This is a genomic window from Minwuia sp. IMCC3060 (assembly GCF_029909435.1).
GTDB lineage: Bacteria > Pseudomonadota > Alphaproteobacteria > Minwuiales > Minwuiaceae > Minwuia.
On record NZ_CP123782.1, the window covers coordinates 3760615 to 3776629 of the forward strand.

At 67.2% G+C, this 16015-nt stretch carries 17 protein-coding genes; 8 read left to right on the forward strand and 9 right to left on the reverse strand.

The genetic code is table 11. The features are described 5' to 3' along the window. Nucleotides 1-77: 77 nt before the first annotated feature. The 6 genes from QGV54_RS17625 (at nucleotide 78) to QGV54_RS17650 (ending at nucleotide 7081) form a co-directional block, all read left to right on the forward strand. Nucleotides 78-1604: an ABC transporter ATP-binding protein gene (locus QGV54_RS17625; RefSeq protein WP_281019336.1), complete on the forward strand. Its 1527-nt coding sequence runs from the start codon at nucleotides 78-80 to the stop codon at nucleotides 1602-1604. Continuing rightward, nucleotides 1601-2674, forward strand: a complete 1074-nt coding sequence (locus QGV54_RS17630; protein WP_281019335.1) for an ABC transporter permease — start codon at nucleotides 1601-1603, stop codon at nucleotides 2672-2674. The genes QGV54_RS17625 and QGV54_RS17630 overlap by 4 nt, the downstream gene beginning before the upstream one ends. Beyond that, on the forward strand, nucleotides 2674-3594 hold the full coding sequence (locus tag QGV54_RS17635; protein WP_281019334.1) for an ABC transporter permease: 921 nt from the start codon (nucleotides 2674-2676) through the stop codon (nucleotides 3592-3594). The genes QGV54_RS17630 and QGV54_RS17635 overlap by 1 nt, the downstream gene beginning before the upstream one ends. A 154-nt stretch (nucleotides 3595-3748) precedes the next feature. After that, nucleotides 3749-4765: an agmatine deiminase family protein gene (locus QGV54_RS17640; protein WP_281019333.1), complete on the forward strand. Its 1017-nt coding sequence runs from the start codon at nucleotides 3749-3751 to the stop codon at nucleotides 4763-4765. A 42-nt stretch (nucleotides 4766-4807) separates the two neighbouring features. After that, a complete protein-coding gene (locus QGV54_RS17645) occupies nucleotides 4808-5548 on the forward strand; it encodes an SDR family oxidoreductase (protein WP_281019332.1) in 741 nt (246 codons plus the stop codon). Nucleotides 5549-5557: 9 nt separating this feature from the next. Further along, nucleotides 5558-7081 carry a long-chain fatty acid--CoA ligase gene (locus QGV54_RS17650; protein WP_281019331.1) on the forward strand — a complete coding sequence of 508 codons (1524 nt, stop codon included), beginning with the start codon at nucleotides 5558-5560 and terminating at the stop codon, nucleotides 7079-7081. On the opposite strand, the gene QGV54_RS17655 is transcribed toward QGV54_RS17650, so the two are convergent. The 9 genes from QGV54_RS17655 to coaBC form a co-directional block, all read right to left on the reverse strand. Beyond that, entirely contained in the window at nucleotides 7053-7466 is a 414-nt protein-coding gene (locus QGV54_RS17655; protein WP_281019330.1) for a type II toxin-antitoxin system VapC family toxin, read from the reverse strand. The two genes, QGV54_RS17650 and QGV54_RS17655, sit on opposite strands and share 29 nt — an antisense overlap. Further along, nucleotides 7463-7714 (reverse strand): type II toxin-antitoxin system VapB family antitoxin, encoded by a 252-nt coding sequence (locus QGV54_RS17660; protein ID WP_281019329.1) that lies wholly within the window; start codon nucleotides 7712-7714, stop codon nucleotides 7463-7465. The genes QGV54_RS17655 and QGV54_RS17660 overlap by 4 nt, the downstream gene beginning before the upstream one ends. A gap of 88 nt (nucleotides 7715-7802) precedes the next feature. Continuing rightward, nucleotides 7803-8975: a radical SAM family heme chaperone HemW gene (gene hemW, locus QGV54_RS17665; protein ID WP_281019328.1), complete on the reverse strand. Its 1173-nt coding sequence runs from the start codon at nucleotides 8973-8975 to the stop codon at nucleotides 7803-7805. Continuing rightward, complete coding sequence (locus QGV54_RS17670) at nucleotides 8972-10747, reverse strand: aminopeptidase P family protein (RefSeq protein WP_281019327.1); 1776 nt, start codon at nucleotides 10745-10747, stop codon at nucleotides 8972-8974. The genes hemW and QGV54_RS17670 overlap by 4 nt, the downstream gene beginning before the upstream one ends. 63 nt (nucleotides 10748-10810) lie before the next feature. Further along, the gene (locus QGV54_RS17675) at nucleotides 10811-11680 is read right to left on the reverse strand and encodes a 50S ribosomal protein L11 methyltransferase (RefSeq protein ID WP_281019326.1); all 870 of its coding nucleotides are present in this window, start codon (nucleotides 11678-11680) and stop codon (nucleotides 10811-10813) included. 25 nt (nucleotides 11681-11705) lie between these two features. Next, on the reverse strand, nucleotides 11706-12671 hold the full coding sequence (cysK, locus tag QGV54_RS17680; protein ID WP_281019325.1) for a cysteine synthase A: 966 nt from the start codon (nucleotides 12669-12671) through the stop codon (nucleotides 11706-11708). A gap of 61 nt (nucleotides 12672-12732) precedes the next feature. Continuing rightward, nucleotides 12733-13185: an Rrf2 family transcriptional regulator gene (locus QGV54_RS17685; protein WP_281019324.1), complete on the reverse strand. Its 453-nt coding sequence runs from the start codon at nucleotides 13183-13185 to the stop codon at nucleotides 12733-12735. Then, nucleotides 13182-13649: a dUTP diphosphatase gene (dut, locus tag QGV54_RS17690; RefSeq protein ID WP_281019323.1), complete on the reverse strand. Its 468-nt coding sequence runs from the start codon at nucleotides 13647-13649 to the stop codon at nucleotides 13182-13184. Before dut ends, QGV54_RS17685 begins: the two co-directional genes overlap by 4 nt. Next, a complete protein-coding gene (gene coaBC / locus QGV54_RS17695) occupies nucleotides 13646-14872 on the reverse strand; it encodes a bifunctional phosphopantothenoylcysteine decarboxylase/phosphopantothenate--cysteine ligase CoaBC (protein ID WP_281019322.1) in 1227 nt (408 codons plus the stop codon). Before coaBC ends, dut begins: the two co-directional genes overlap by 4 nt. A gap of 360 nt (nucleotides 14873-15232) precedes the next feature. Here coaBC and sdhC point away from each other — a divergent pair, with 360 nt between their 5' ends. Together sdhC and sdhD are read left to right on the forward strand one after the other, a co-directional pair. Next, nucleotides 15233-15622, forward strand: coding sequence for a succinate dehydrogenase, cytochrome b556 subunit (sdhC, locus tag QGV54_RS17700; protein ID WP_281019321.1), 390 nt, complete (start codon nucleotides 15233-15235; stop codon nucleotides 15620-15622). 2 nt (nucleotides 15623-15624) lie between these two features. Further along, nucleotides 15625-16014, forward strand: a complete 390-nt coding sequence (gene sdhD, locus QGV54_RS17705; RefSeq protein WP_281019320.1) for a succinate dehydrogenase, hydrophobic membrane anchor protein — start codon at nucleotides 15625-15627, stop codon at nucleotides 16012-16014. Nucleotide 16015: the final 1 nt, after the last annotated feature.

The following is a 16015-nucleotide window of genomic DNA, read 5'->3' on the forward strand; positions in this document are numbered from 1 at the left end:
GAGCATACCGGCATTCGATCCGGTTTGGCAGCACCGGTATGGCATCGGTTCCGATCCGCGTGTATTGCTTGGAACCCATGACCACGACCCCGCTTCTGCAACTCGACAGCCTGACCCGTTCATTTCCCGGGATCGTGGCCAACAACAGGATCGACCTGACCGTCGGGCCGGGCACGATTCACGCCCTGCTGGGGGAGAATGGTGCGGGCAAGTCGACGCTGGTGAAGATGATCTATGGCGCGCTGCGCCCCGACAGCGGGCGCATGCGGTTCGACGGTCGACCCTATGCCCCCGCCAACCCGGCTGCGGCGCGGGCCACCGGTGTCGGCATGGTGTTCCAGCATTTCTCCCTGTTCGAAGCGATGACGGTGGCGGAGAACATCGCCGTCGCCCTGCCTGCCGATCTGGCCGGGTCGGATCTGCCGGACCGGATCCGCGATGTCTCGGCCTCCTACGGTCTGGTGCTCGACCCCTTCAGCCGGGTGGACCAGCTGTCGGTCGGGGAACGCCAGCGGGTGGAGATCGTGCGCTGCCTGCTGCAGTCGCCGCGGCTGATCATCATGGACGAGCCGACGTCGGTCCTGACCCCGGGGGAGGTCGGGCGGCTGTTCACGGTCCTGCGCAAGCTGCGCGACGAGGGCCGTTCCATCCTCTACATCTCCCACAAGCTGCGGGAGATCCGGAATCTCTGCAGCCACGCCACGATCCTGCGGCGCGGCAGGGTGGTCGGCACCTGCGACCCGGGGGCGGAGACACCTGAATCGCTGGCCGAGATGATGATCGGCAACGCGGTCCGCCGCCATATCCGCAAGGTGCAGGAACCGGGGGCGGTACGGCTGTCGATCGATCACCTGACCCTGCCGGCAGCGACAGAGTTCGGTGTGGACCTGAAGGACATCTCGCTGGACGTGCGGGCGGGGGAGATCATCGGCATCGCCGGGGTGGCGGGCAACGGCCAGGACGAACTGATGGCCGCGCTGATCGGGGAACGGCGCAGCGCGACCCCGGATGCGGTCAGCCTGGATGGCGCGCCGGTCGGCACCCTGGGCCCGACACGTCGCCGCGCCATGGGCATGGCCTTCGTGCCGGAGGAACGGCTGGGTCACGGGGCCGCCGCCGCCATGAGCCTGACCGAGAACACCCTGATTTCGGCCCGGGGACGACGCAACCTGGAGCGCCGGGGCGTCCTGGACTTCGGTGCCGCGAAGCGTTTCGCGGCGGAGATCGTGAGTGCCTTCAACGTTGCCACCACGGCAGTGACCCGCCAGGCCGGCAGCCTGTCCGGCGGCAACCTGCAGAAGTTCGTCATCGGACGGGAGATCCTGCAGGGACCGACCGTGCTGATCGCCGCGCAACCGACCTGGGGTGTCGATGCGAAATCGGCGGCCGAGATCCACACGGCCCTGGACCAGCTTGCCCGCGCCGGAGCCGCCATCCTGATCATCAGCCAGGACCTGGACGAGTTGCTGTCGATCTGTGACCGCTTTGCCGTCCTGGCCGGCGGCACCCTTTCCGCCCCCCGCGCCAGCGCCGACGTGACAGTGGCAGAGATCGGCATCCTGATGGGCGGCGCGGCGCGCGAACAGCAGGACGACGCCGCATGATCCGGCTGGAGCGGCGGCCCGAGACGTCCCGCATCATGCTCTGGCTGACGCCGGTGCTGGCCCTGGTCCTGACGATCCTGGTCGGCATGGTGCTGTTCGCGATGCTCGGCAAGGACCCGCTGCAGACCGTGGCAGTGATCTTCGTCAGCCCCTTCTCCGACCTCTACAACCTTTCCGAACTGCTGGTGAAGGCGACGCCGCTGATCCTGATCGCCATCGGTCTCTCGCTCGGGTTCCGTGCCGGAATCTGGAACATCGGCGCGGAGGGGCAGTTCACCATCGGCGCGCTGGCGGGGGGCGCGGTCGGTCTGGCCTTTCACGGCACCGACGGCCTCTGGCTGATGCCGCTGATGTGGATCACCGGCTGTGCCGCCGGCATGGCCTGGGCCGCCATTCCGGCCTTCCTGCGCACCCGCTTCGGGGCCAACGAGATCCTGGTCAGCCTGATGCTGGTCTATGTCGCGACCCTGCTGCTCTCGGCGCTGGTCACCGGACCGCTGAGGGATCCGGACGGTTTCAACTTCCCCGAAAGCCGCCTGTTCGAAGGCTCCGCCGCCATGCCGCTGCTGATGGAGGGCACGCGGGCGCACATCGGCTTCTTCGCGGCGCTGGTGGCCGCGTTCGTGGCCTGGCTGCTGCTGGGTCGCCATGTCGTCGGCTTCCAGATCCGGCTGCTGGGGGAGGCCCCGCGCGCCGCCCGCTTCGCCGGATTTGTCGAGGCGCGGGTGATCTGGTTCTGCCTGCTGGTCTCCGGCGGGCTGGCCGGACTGGCCGGACTGTTCGAGGCAACGGGGCCGGTGGGACAACTGGTTCCCAGCCTGCCGGTCGGCTATGGCTTCACCGCGATCATCGTTGCCTTCCTGGGGCGTCTCAATCCGCTGGGTATCATCATCGCCGGATTCGTCATGGCGGTGACCTATCTGGGGGGCGAGGCCGCAGAGATCACCATGCAACTGCCCAACGCCGTCACCGCCGTGTTCCAGGGACTACTGCTGTTCTTCCTGCTCGGCATGGATGTCCTGTCCACCTATCGCTTTCGCCTGCGCAGGCGGGTGCGGGAGGTCGCCTGATGGAACTGGCCATCAACATCATCCTCGGCATGATGCTCGCCGCGACACCGCTGCTGTTCGCCGCCACGGGGGAACTGGTGGTGGAGCGTGCGGGGGTGCTGAACCTCGGTGTGGAGGGGATGATGGTGATCGGCGCCGTCGCCGGATTCATCGTCACCGCGGAGAGCGGATCGCATCTGGCCGGTATCGTGGGTGCGGCGATTGCCGGCGCGGCCATGGCGCTGCTGTTCGGGCTGATGACGCAGGTCCTGCTGGCAAATCAGGTCGCCTCCGGCCTGGCGCTGACCATCTTCGGGCTGGGCCTGTCGGCATTGCTCGGCAGTGGCTATTCGGGACTCTCCATACCCGCGCTGGCCCGCATCGAGATCCCGGTGCTGACCGACATTCCCTTCTTCGGACCATTGCTGTTCCGTCATGAGCCCATGTTCTACCTGTCCATCCTGCTGCTGGTGCTGACCGGCTGGTTCCTGACCCGCACACGCGCCGGACTGATCCTGAAGGCGGTGGGGGAGAACCATGACGCCGCCCACGCCATCGGGCATCCGGTGGTGCTGATCCGGCTGCTTGCGCTGGCCTGGGGGGGTGCGCTGGCCGGACTGGGCGGTGCCTATCTCTCCATCGCGCGGACACCGCTGTGGTCGGAGGAGATGACGGCGGGCCGCGGCTGGATCGCGCTGGCCATCGTGGTCTTCGCGGGCTGGCGGACGAACCGGGCACTGCTGGGGGCCTACCTGTTCGGCGGCGTCACCATCCTGCAGCTGCACGTGCAGGGTCTGGGGATCGCGATCCCGTCGCAGTACCTGTCGATGCTGCCCTATCTGGTGACCATCGCGGTACTGGTCGCCATCTCCGCCAGCCCGACACGGGCCATGCTGCGCGCGCCGGGCAGCCTGGGCAGGACCTTCCACGCCCAGGGCTGAGGAGGAGTCTGTTTGCTGCCTTTTCCGTCCCTCTCCCCCACCCGGCCACCCATCAAGGATACTACCGTGGGGGACCGGGTAGGGGAGAGGAACGGGGAGAACAGACTCCGGACTCCCGGCTTTCCTTCCGGTGAAAATGCAATAGGCTTCGGCCATGGATGAAGAAAACCCCTCCTTCGAAGGCTACTTCCCGGTCCCCGACTGGGCGGCACATACGCGTACCTGGATGGCCTGGCCGACAGACCCGACGGAGATGCCGGCCGGGCTGCTGGAAAGCCGCGTCGCCTTCGCCCAGATCGCCCGCACGATTGCCGCCTTCGAGCCGGTGCGGATGATCGTGCCGGAGCCGGACATGAAGGAAACCGCCCTGACCCTCGGCCCGAAGGTCGAACTGGTGCCGCATGACGTCGCCCACGGCTGGATAAGGGATCTGGCACCGACGTTCCTGGTGAACGAGCAGGCGCGGACCAAGGGCGTGGCGTGGAAGTTCAATGGCTGGGGCGGGCGCCACATCGTGCATGAGGAAGACCACGGCTTTGCCGAGGAACTGGTGCGTCTGATGCAGGTACCCTATTACCGCGGCCCCATCGTTCTGGAGGGCGGTGCCGTGCAGACCGACGGTCTGGGAACGGCGCTGGTCAGCGAGCAGACCCTGATGAGCCCGAACCGCAATCCGCTGGTGGGGCGGCGCGACATCGAAGAGATCCTGATGAACTTCTTCGGCATCGTCCGCGTGATCTGGCTCGGCGAAGGCATCAGCGGCCTGGTCGGCGGCGGCGGCCACGTCGGCCGCTTCTGCCGCTTCATTGCGCCCGGCAAGGTCCTGCTGCATTCGCCCGCCGACCCGGAGCATCCCGATTTCCGCGCCATGCAGGACAATGTGCAGCGGCTGCGCGCGGCCACGGATCCCTTCGACCGGCCCATCGAGATGCTGGAAGTGCCGGTGCCGGAGGCCATCGGCCCCGCGTCCATGACCTATTGCGGCTTCTATCTCGCCAATGGGGCGGTGCTGATCCCCCGCTTCGATGACCCGCGCGATGCGGAGGCCTTTGACCTGATCGCAGGCTGTTTCCCCGACCGGAAAGCCGTGCCGGTCGATGGCGAAGTGGTGGGCGGTGCGATACATCATCTGGCTCTGGGTGAGCCGGTGGGAGACCACCTGGCCACCTGAACGGCCAGGGAAGAACAAGCGAAACGAAACGGGGGAAACGGAATGGCTGGACGTCTGCAGGGCAAGAAGTGCTTCGTCACCGCAGCGGCACAGGGTATCGGCCGGGCAACGGTGGAGGCCTGGTCGGCCGAGGGCGCGACCATCATCGCGACGGATCTGAACGCGGAGAAGCTGGCGGAACTCGATGGCCTGCCCGGGGTCGAGACCCACCCGCTGGACGTCACCGACCAGGCCGCCGTGGCGGCTATGGCGGCGAAGGTCGGGGCGGTGGACGTGCTGTTCAACTGCGCCGGCTATGTCGATCACGGATCCCTGCTGGACACCACGATGAAGGGTTGGGACTTCAGTTTCGAGCTGAACTGCCGGTCGCTGTTCGTGGTGACCCAGGCCTTCATGCCGGCGATGCTGGCGAACGGCGGCGGCTCCATCATCAACATGGCCTCCGTCGTCAGTTCGGAGATGGGGGTGGTCAACCGCTGCGCCTATGGCGCCACCAAGGGCGCGGTGATCGGTTTCACCAAGTCGGTGGCGGCGGACTACATCGGTGACGGCATCCGCTGCAACGCCATCTGCCCGGCCACCGTGCAGACCCCGTCGCTGGATGACCGCATCAATGCGTTCGATGACCCCGTCCAGGCGCGCAAGGACTTCGTGTCGCGCCAGAAGATGGGTCGCCTCGCCCGCGCCGACGAGATCGCGTCACTGGCCACCTATCTGGCCGCCGACGAGAGCCAGTACGTCACCGGACAGGCCATGGTGATCGACGGCGGTATGCACCTGTAGGGCGATCAAATGGATCTGGCGCACTGGATCGAGGGCTGGGCCGGACAGGCACCGGACAAGCCCGCCATCATCACCGACGATGAGACACTGACCTATGCCGGCTTCGCCGCGGCCATCGACCGGGCGGCGCGGGCGTTGCGGCACGAACTGGGGGTCAGGGCCGGGGACCGTGTGGCGCATCTGGGCGAGAACTCCGTCGCGGAACTGGTGCTGTTCTTCGCCTGCGCCCGGGCGGGTGTCAGCCTGGTCACGCTGAACTGGCGGCTGGCCCCGCCCGAACACGGGTTTCAGCTTGCCGACAGCGGTGCCGGCGTGCTGTTCGCCGATCCCGGTTTCATTCCCCACGCCGACGCCATTCCCGACACATTGCCCGGCCTGAAACATGTTTCCCTCGGCCCGGCGGAGGGGCGGTGGAGTGCCTGGAGTGACCATCTGGCGGCGGCCGCATCGGGTGCCGCCATCGCGCCGGAGGCCAGCCATGAAACACCGGTGCTGCTGGTCTATACCTCCGGCACCACGGGCCGCCCGAAGGGCGCGGTGCTGACCCAGGGCAATGTCTTCTGGAACGCGGTCAACGCGACCCATGCGCATGACATGGTCAGCAGCGATCTGGTCCTGACCAACCTGCCGCTGTTCCACGTCGGCGGGCTGAACAACCAGACCACGCCCGCGTTTCATGCCGGGGCGACGGTCTATCTGCAGCCGCGTTTCGACCCTGCGATGACGCTGGGCGCCATCGACCGGCTGCGCCCGACACTGGCGCTGGCCGTGCCCGCGATGATGCAGGCCCTGACCGATCACCCGGGCTGGGCCACCACCGACCTGTCATCGCTGCGACTGGTGATGGCCGGATCGACCACGGTGCCCACGGCACTGATCGAGCGGTTTCACGCGCGCGGGGTGCCGATTGGCCAGATCTACGGCTCCACCGAGACCTCACCGCTGGCCATCGTGCTGCGCGGACAGGATGCGCTGGACCATGTCGGCTCCTGCGGGCGACCGGCAGTGCATGTGCAGGTGCGCGTCGTGGACAATGACGGGCGCGACGTGGCGGAGGGAGATGCCGGGGAGATCCTGGTGCGCGGCCCCAGCGTCTTCTCCGGCTACTGGCAGAACCCGGACGCGACGGCGGAGGCCTTCGTCGAGGGCGGCTGGTTCCGCATGGGCGACATCGGCCGCCGCGATACGGACGGCTTCTACCGCATCGAGGACCGGGCCAAGGACGTGGTGATTTCGGGTGGGGAGAATATCTACCCCGCCGAACTGGAACAGGTGCTGGCGGCACACGCCGACCTGGCCGAGTTCGCCGTCGTGGGCCGCCCCGATCCGCGCTGGGGCGAAGTCCCCGTGATCTTCGCCGTCCCGCGGGAGGGGCAGACCCTTGATGCCCCGGCCCTGCTCGCCCTGTTCCACAACCGCCTCGCCCGCTACAAGCACCCGAAGGACGTCATCCCCATCGACGCCCTGCCCCGCAACGCGCTGGGCAAGGTGCTGAAATACGAACTCAGGGCGATGTTGGCGAAGGCAGGGTGACAGCTGACTCCACGTCGGTGTGGATGAAGTCATTGCCCTTGAACAGCAGAGCCCGGCCCGTATCGACCGCCAGGGCATAGGCAAGACAGTCGCCGAAATTGAGGCTGGCCCGATGGTTGCCGCGACCGAAACGGCGATAGGCTTCGCGTGCCATCTGTGCCTGGACCGCAGTCACTGGCATGATGTCGATCTGGGCCAGTTCAATGAAACGGTCGAAGCTTCGCACCGCCAACTCATCGCCGACATTGTCGATCCGCACCGCTGCCTCGACGTGGTTCACGGCCGATATGCCGACTTCAGCCGTTCCGGCTATTGCATCGGCAAACAGTTGTGCTTCCGGTTCCTGGAACAGGATCGCAAGAATGGCGGAGGCATCGACGATCATTCCGGCAGGCCGTCCTCGCCATAAAGCTCGTCGTGATCGCCGGATACGGCATGCCCGCGGACGTGTCCGGCGCACTCCGCTCCGATCTGCATCAGAGCGTTGGACAGGGCCTGCCTGTCCTGTGTTCTTCGAACCTCGCGAAGCCTTTGACGCAAGGCGTCAAGCACGACGCGGGTCTTGCTGTCACCTGTAAGTGCGGACAGTTCCGTTGCCAGTCGGAAGACTTCCTCGTTCTTGATATTCAGCATGGTCCAGGCCCGTTTCTACCATCCAGAACAGAATTCTACCAATCTGGTCCCTGGCAAGGCAATTGCAATGTAGGCGGCTTCCGGAACATCACCCGCCCAGCAGGGCGCCGGTGATGCTGTTCAGCAGCAGGCGGCCCCGGGGGTGGACGCGCAGCGTGCCATTGATGGTTTCGATCAGGCCGTCCTCGGTCAGCCGGTGCGCGGCGGTCGGGTCCAGCAGGCGGTCGAGGGACTGGCCGCCGGTGCGGGCCTGAAACATGTCGCCGGCAATGCCGTCCGCCAGCCGCAGGCCCATCATCAGGGCTTCCTCGGCCTGTTCCTCCGTCGGGAGGGCGCGCGCCTCCGCGAGGGCGGTGCCACCTGCCTCCACCGCTTCCAGCCAGGCCTCCGGCTTGCGGTGGTTGGCGGTCGCATGGCGCTGGCCATCCTGAGACACCGGTCGCCCGTGCGCGCCGGGGCCGACACCGATCCAGGAGCCATATTGCCAGTAGAGCAGATTGTGGCGGCATTCCCCGCCGGGGCGGGCGTGGTTCGATGTTTCGTAGGCGGGCAGACCGGCATCCGCCGTGATCCCGGCCGTCAGCTCGAACAGGTCCGCCGCCCGGTCGTCGTCCATCGGATCGAAGACACCGCGCTTCACCTGCCCCGCGAAGCCGGTATTGGGCTCGATGGTCAACTGGTAGAGCGACAGGTGATCCCCGGCCAGATCCAGCGCCGCGGCCAGCATCGCCCGCCACTCGGCCTCCGTCTGGTCGGGCAGGGCATAGATCAGGTCGAAGGAGAAACGGTCGAAGGCGGAAGCCGCCACGGCGATACCGCGTTTCGCGGCCTCCGCATCATGCGCGCGCCCCAGAAACCGAAGCGCCCTGTCGTCAAGGCTCTGCACCCCCAGGCTGACCCGGTTGACGCCCGCGCTGCGGAAATCCCGGAACCGCCCGACCTCGATGGAGGACGGATTGGCCTCCAGCGTGATCTCGACATCCGCCGCGAGGCCGAAGCTGTCATCGATCTGCGCCAGCACGGCGGCGACGGTGGCAGGCGGCATCAGCGACGGGGTGCCGCCCCCCAGGAAGACCGTGTCCACGGCCTGTTTCGGGACACGCTCCGCCCAGGCCCGGATCTCCGCCAGCAGCGCCGCACGCCAGCGGTCCTGATCGACGGTTTCACGGACATGGCTGTTGAAGTCGCAATAGGGGCATTTGGAGACACAGAACGGCCAGTGGACATAGACCCCGAAGGCCGGTGCAGCGACATGTTTCATCCCGGCAGGGGCTGCGTCGCCGCCGCCAGCCAGCCCGCCGTCTCCGCATCCAGCAGCGGCGTCAGGGTTTCTGCCACACGGGCGTGATAGCGGTCGATCCAGCCCCGTTCCGCCGCCGTCAGCATCCCGGTGACGATCAGACGGCGGTCGATGGGGGCCAGTGTCAGGGTCTCGAATTCCAGTGTCGGCCGCTCCCCGCCCTCGATCACCGTCGCCACGACGGTCACCAGATTCTCGATGCGGATGCCATAGGCCCCGGCCTTGTAGTAGCCGGGCTCGTTGGAGACGATCATGCCGGGCTGCAGGGCCACCGCACTGTGGACCTTGGAAATCCGATGCGGCCCCTCATGCACACTCAGGTAGCTGCCGACGCCGTGGCCGGTACCATGGTCGAAGTCCAGCCCCGCCTGCCACAGCGGCGCGCGGGCCATGGGATCAAGCTGGCTGCCCGTCGTGCCCGCCGGAAACCGTGCCATGGCCAGCGCCACATGGCCCTGCAGCACGCGGGTGAAACGGTCCCGCATCTCCGGGCTGGGATCGCCGATGGCGATGGTGCGGGTGATGTCGGTGGTGCCGTCGAGATACTGCGCCCCGGAATCCACCAGGAACAGCTCCCCCGGCTGAAGCTGCCGGTTGGTCTCCGGTGTCACGCGGTAATGCACGATAGCCCCGTTGGGTCCGGAGCCGGAAATGGTGTCGAAGGACAGGTCGCGGATCAGGTCATTCCGGCGGCGAAAGCCCTCCAGCGTTTCCGCTGCCGTGATCTCGTCCACCGACCCGTCGCCTGCATGGGCGTCCAGCCAGGCGAGGAAACGCACGACCGCCGCCCCGTCACGGACATGGGCGTCGCGGCTGCCCTGCACCTCCACCGGATTCTTGCAGGCCTTGGGCAGCATGGTCGGGTCCTCGCCCAGCACCACCTCCGCGCCCACGTCGCGCAATCGCTCCGTCACCGCCTTCACGGCGCTGGGCCGGTCCACCAGCACATGCTTGCCCGCCAACGCCGTCAGACCATCGGCAAAGGCGGCCTTCGGGGCGATGGAAACGGCATTGCCCATGTGCGTGCGGGCCGCGTCGGTGATCTTCTGCGGGTCCATGAACAGGTTGACGCGCGCATCGCCATGCAGCACCGCAAAGCCCAGCGGCAGCGGCGTGCGGGGTACGTCGCCACCCCGGATGTTCAGCAGCCAGGCAATGGACTCCGGCAGGGTGAGCACGGCGGCGTCCGCGCCCTGCTGCTTCACGATCTCCGCGATGCGCTGGCGCTTGGCCTCCGCCGTCTCGCCTGCGCGTTCCAGATCATGCGGCACGACCGGTGCCATCGGCGGCGCGGGCCGGTCCTGCCAGATCAGATCGACGGGATTGCGGGCGACCGGCACCAGCTCCGCGCCCGCCGCATCCACGGCCTTGCCGATTGCCGCCAGGCCCGCCGCCGTATGCAGCCAGGGGTCGAAACCCAGTCGCTGCCCGGGCTTCAGCACGTCCCGCAGCCAGTCGCTTGCCGGCTCCTCGGTGACATGGCGGATATCGAAGATGTCCAGATCCACCTGGTCGCGAACAGCCAGCGTGTACCGGCCGTCCACGAACATGGCGGCGCGTTCTGCCAGCACGATGGCCAGGCCGGCGGACCCGGTGAAGCCGGTCAGCCAGGCCAGCCGCTCCGCATTCGCGGGCACCCACTCGCCAAAATGCTCGTCATTGCGCGGGACCAGGAACCCATGGATCCCGGTGGCCTGCATCTCCGCCCGCAGGCGGTTCACGCGATCAGACACGTCTGTACTCCAGCTATGGCAAGGGCGTCGGCCGGTGCAGCCGTCACATCGGAAATCTGCCTGCTACCCTACCCGACCCGAGGGCCGCCGCAACCGCAGCACCGACCATTCGTTCTGCCTGTGATGCGTCACCAGTTTCAGGCCGAGCCGACAATAGCGCGTCAGCACCATCGGCACCTGCCGGGTCAGGATACCCGCCAGGATCAGATCACCCCCCGGTGCCACATGGCCCGCGATCATGCGCGACATGCTGGCCAGGGGCCGGGCGAGGATATTGGCGAAGACCAGATCGTAGGGACCGCCGTCACGCACCAGCCGGTGACGGGTGCCGTCGGCAACGGCGAACCGCGTCAGATGCTTCGCATCATTCAGCTCCGCATTCTCGATGGCAACGGTCACCGAGACCGCATCAATGTCGGTGCCGACGCCCTGCGCCCCGGTCAGCCGGGCCGCGGCGATGGCCAGGATTCCGGCCCCCGTGCCCACATCCAGGACGCGGCGGATGCGCCGTTGCCGGGCGAGCTGCTGCAGCAGGATCATGCAGCCTTCGGTGCTCTCGTGCCGTCCGGTGCCAAAGGCCTGTCCGGCCTCGATCACCAGATCGATGCGCCCGGTGATGGCCGGGGTGTCCCAGCCGCCACGGACCCGGAACCGACCGATGTCGAGCGCGGGCAGCGCCGCCTGCGACTCGGCCACCCAGTCGCGCATCTCCAGCGGTGCGACCTCGCTCTCCCCCGGCACGGGCCAGTGGGCGAGGTCGGGTTCATGATCGACGATCGCGGTCACCCGCCAGCGTCCGTCCTCTGACTTGAAGACGGAAGTGGAGAGCGGCAGGTCGCCCAGCGCCGCCTCCACCGCCTGCATCGTCGGCAGGTCGGTCAGGGTGATGACCTGCCAGTAGGCATCTTCCGCGCTGTCGTTCGTGGCGTTCATGCCGTTGCCGTCCGGTTGCGCAATCTCACAGCCCGTCGAACAGTGCTGTCGAGAGATAGCGCTCGGCGAAGGACGGCAGGATCACGACAATCACCTTGCCCGCCATGTCGGCCCGCTGCGCCACTTCCAGCGCCGCCGCGACGGCGGCACCGGAGGAGATGCCGACGGGAATGCCTTCCTCCCGCGCCAGACGGCGGGCGGTCTCGAACGCGGTTTCATTGCCGATGGTCAGCACCTCGTCCACCAGCGCGGTATCGAGGTTCTCCGGCACGAAACCGGCGCCGATACCCTGGATCTTGTGCGGGCCGGGATTGCCGCCGGACAGTACCGGGCTGTCCTCCGGCTCCACCACCACCAGCTTCATGGCCGGATTGCGCTGCTTCAGCACGCGACCGATGCCGGTGGCCGTGCCGCCGGTCCCGACGCCGGAAATCACCACGTCCACATTGCCCGCTGTGTCGGCCCAGATCTCCTCCGCCGTCGTGGCGACATGGATCGCGGGATTGGCCGGGTTGGCGAACTGCTGCGGCATCACCGCGCCGGGCGTTGCCTCCACCATCTCCTTGGCCTTGGCAATGGCTCCGGGCATGCCCTTCTCCGGCGGGGTGAGTTCCAGGGTCGCGCCCAGCAGCTTCAGCATCCGCCGACGCTCGACCGACATGCTCTCCGGCATCACCAGGGTCAGCGGATAGCCCTTGGCGGCGGCGACGAAGGCCAGCGCGATACCGGTATTGCCCGACGTCGGCTCGATGATCTGACCGCCCGGCTTCAGGGTGCCATCGGCCTCCATCGCCTCGATCATGGCGACGCCGATCCGGTCCTTCACAGACGACAGCGGATTGAAGAACTCCAGCTTGGCGAGCACCTGCGCGCCCTCGGCGACGCCAGCGGTGATCCGGTTCAGGCGGACCAGCGGGGTCGAGCCGATGGTGTCGGTGATGGATTCGTAGATGCGACCGCGCGGGGCGGTGAAACGTTGGTCCGTACTCATGATGTACTGCTCCCCCGGAGTTGATTGCTCTTCTGTTCAGTTGATCAGATAAGGCTGACCGTCAGATCGTGAAGTCCCGTGATGCACGGCTGGCGCGCGCAACGCCCGCGTCCTGGGCGCGACGGCAGAGATCCTCCAGCGTCACGGTCTCCAGACGCTCCATGATCTCGTCCTGAATCTCGCTCCAGAACGGACGGATGATCTCCTGACCCAGCGGCGAACCGCCCTGGTCCTGTTCCTCATCCTCTGCGGCGATGATGCGGATGATCTCCGCCACGCTGATGCGCCGCCGTTCCCGCGCCAGGGTATAGCCGCCGCGCGGCCCGCGCACCCCCTTCAGGATACCGGCGCGCACCAGTTGCTGCATCGCCTGCTCCAGATAGCGGGGCGGGATGCCCTGCCGGTCGGTGATGTCCTTCGACTGCACCGGGTCGGGCCGGGCGTTGTAGGCAATGTCCACCACCGCATCCAGGGCATAGAGGGTCTTCTTCGGCAGCCGCAGTGCATCCCTCATGCGGATCGTCCCCCCGTCGAACCAAAGCCGCCCGCACCGCGTTGCGTGTCCGCCAGCGCGTCGCGTTCCTGCCAGTTGCCGCGCGCGACCTTGGCCACCACCATCTGCGCGATCCTGTCGCCATGGCTGATCCGAAACGGCGCGTCCCCGTGATTGATCAGGATGACACCCACCTCGCCCCGATAGTCCGCATCCACCGTGCCGGGCGTGTTCAGCACCGTCACGCCGTGCTTCAGTGCCATGCCGGAACGGGGCCGGACCTGCGCCTCGTACCCCGCAGGCAGCGCGATGGCGATCCCGGTCGGCACCAGCGCCCGCCCGCCCCGTGCGTCCAGGGTCAGACTGCCGTCCGTCAGCGCCGCCCGCAGGTCCATGCCCGCCGCGCCATCGGTTTCATAGGCCGGCAGGGGCAGGTCGGCACCATGCGCCAGCCGCCGGATCTCGATGGAGACATCCTGGATCATGCGCGCCCCAGATGCCGGGCGATGCGCCGGGCCAGCCGTTCCGCCACCTGCTGCTTGCTGAGGGGCGGCCAGACATCCGGCTCCCCACCCGAGATCAGGGTGACGCTGTTGTTGTCACCGCCGAAGGTGCCGGTGGCGGGACTGACGTCATTGGCCAGGATCCAGTCACAGCCCTTGCGCTGCCGCTTGGCGACCGCATGTTCGATGACCTTCTCGGTCTCGGCGGCAAAGCCGATGACAAGACCGGGCCGGTCCTTCGCCCGTCCCGACAGCGTGGCGAGAATGTCCGGATTCTCCGCGAAGGCCAGGCTGGGCGGGCCGCTGCCCTTCTCCTTCTTCAGTTTCTCCCCCGCCTCCGTCGCGACCCGCCAGTCGGCCACGGCGGCGGCGCAGACAGCAATGTCCGCAGGCAGGGCCGCCTCGCAGGCGTCCAGCATCTGCCGCGCGGTCTCGACCCTGCGGATCTCCACACCGGCCGGATCAGGCTGGTGCGTCGGGCCGCTGACCAGCACCGTCTCCGCCCCCGCCGCTGCCAGGGCCGCGGCAATGGCATGGCCCTGCTTGCCGGAGGATCGGTTGGCGATATAGCGGACGGGATCGATGGGTTCATGCGTCGGGCCGGAGGTGACCAGGGCACGCAGGCCCTGAAGCGGGCGCGGTCCGAAATGCGCCTCCAGCGCCGCGACGATCTCCAGCGGTTCCGCCATGCGGCCCGGTCCGAACTCGCCGCAGGCCATGTTGCCCTCGTTCGGGCCGACCACCATCACCCCATCCCCCTGCAGGACCGCCAGATTGCGCTGCGTTGCCGGATGCAGCCACATGCGCACGTTCATGGCCGGGGCCAGCATGACCGGCTTGTCGGTGGCCAGCAGCAGCGTCGCCGCCAGATCGGGCGCCATTCCGGCAGCCATGCGGCCCATCAGATTGGCGGTCGCCGGGGCGACGAGAACGATGTCGGCCTGGCGCGAGAGCTGGATATGCCCCATCTCCGATTCATCGGTCAGGTCGAACAGGTCCGTGAAGACCCGGTCCTCCGACAGCGACGACAGCGCCAGCGGGGTCGTGAACTCGTGGCCTGCCCGGGTCAGCACGCAGCGCACGGCGGCCCCCCTTTCGCGCAGCCGCCGGATCAGATCCGGCGCCTTCACGGCGGCAATGCCACCGCCGACGATCAGCAGGACGCGGCGACCGGCAAGCGGCGAGGCACCAATCGGGACCGTCATGGGCAAATGTCCAATTCACGAAATGCGCGTGTGGATCGCATATAAACCCGAATGCGCCGCACCGGCAACCGGAAGCCGTCCCGTACCGCCGCCCCGACGTCAAAGATCAAGGATTGATGACCATCAACAAGTGCTTGGTTGGCCGAAGCTTCGTTTGACAGGACTGCCCCTGTAACCGCAAACTGATCTCCTGCGCGGTCGGGGGGCCGGAAACATCAATCTGATTCCCGCCGATCACGCTGAGGATTGGGGGATGGCACGGCACGTTCGAGGGTCGGACGGCGCGCCATCATTTTCCCACGTGGTCTTCCTTGGACATGCACTGTCCGGAGCCCGTGGCAGGCAAGCAGGGGGTCAGACATGGCGAACACGAATCGCCCGTTGTCACCGCATCTACAGGTCTATCGTCCCCAGCTCACGTCCATGCTGTCGATCCTGCATCGCGGTACGGGTGTTGCGCTGGCCGGTGGCCTCATCCTGATGCTCTGGTGGCTGGTCGCATTGGCGAGCGGACCGGAATATTACGATTATGTCATGGGGATCGCGGGCAGCATCATCGGCCGGCTGGTCATGCTGGGCTTCACCTGGGCGCTGTTCTTCCACCTCTGCAACGGCCTGCGCCATCTCTACTGGGATGCGGGCTGGGGCTTCGAGATCGCGTCCGTATATCGCAGTGGCTACATGGTGGTGATCGGGGCAACGGTCCTGACCGTACTTGCATGGATTGCCGCTTACGGATGGGGAGGCTGATCATGCAGAAGTCGCGTCTGAATACACCGCTGAAGAACGTCCGTGGCCTGGGCTCGGCCCGCGACGGGACCGAGCACTGGTGGATGCAGCGGGTAACGGCTATCGCGCTGTTGCCGCTGGTCTTTGCCTTCGTCGTGCTGGCGATCCGCCTGACCAAGGCTGACTATCTGACTGCCGATGGCGTCGTCGGCCACCCGGTGGTTGCCGGTGTGCTGCTGCTGCTGATCGTCGCCGTCTTCTGGCACCTGAAGCTGGGCTTGCAGGTGGTGATCGAGGATTACGTGCACGGCCATGCGCCGAAGCTGTTCCTCATGTTCGTCAATACGTTCGGCTGCTGGATCGGTGCCCTGATCTGCGCGCTTGCCGTCCTCAAGATTGCCTTCGGGGGTTGAG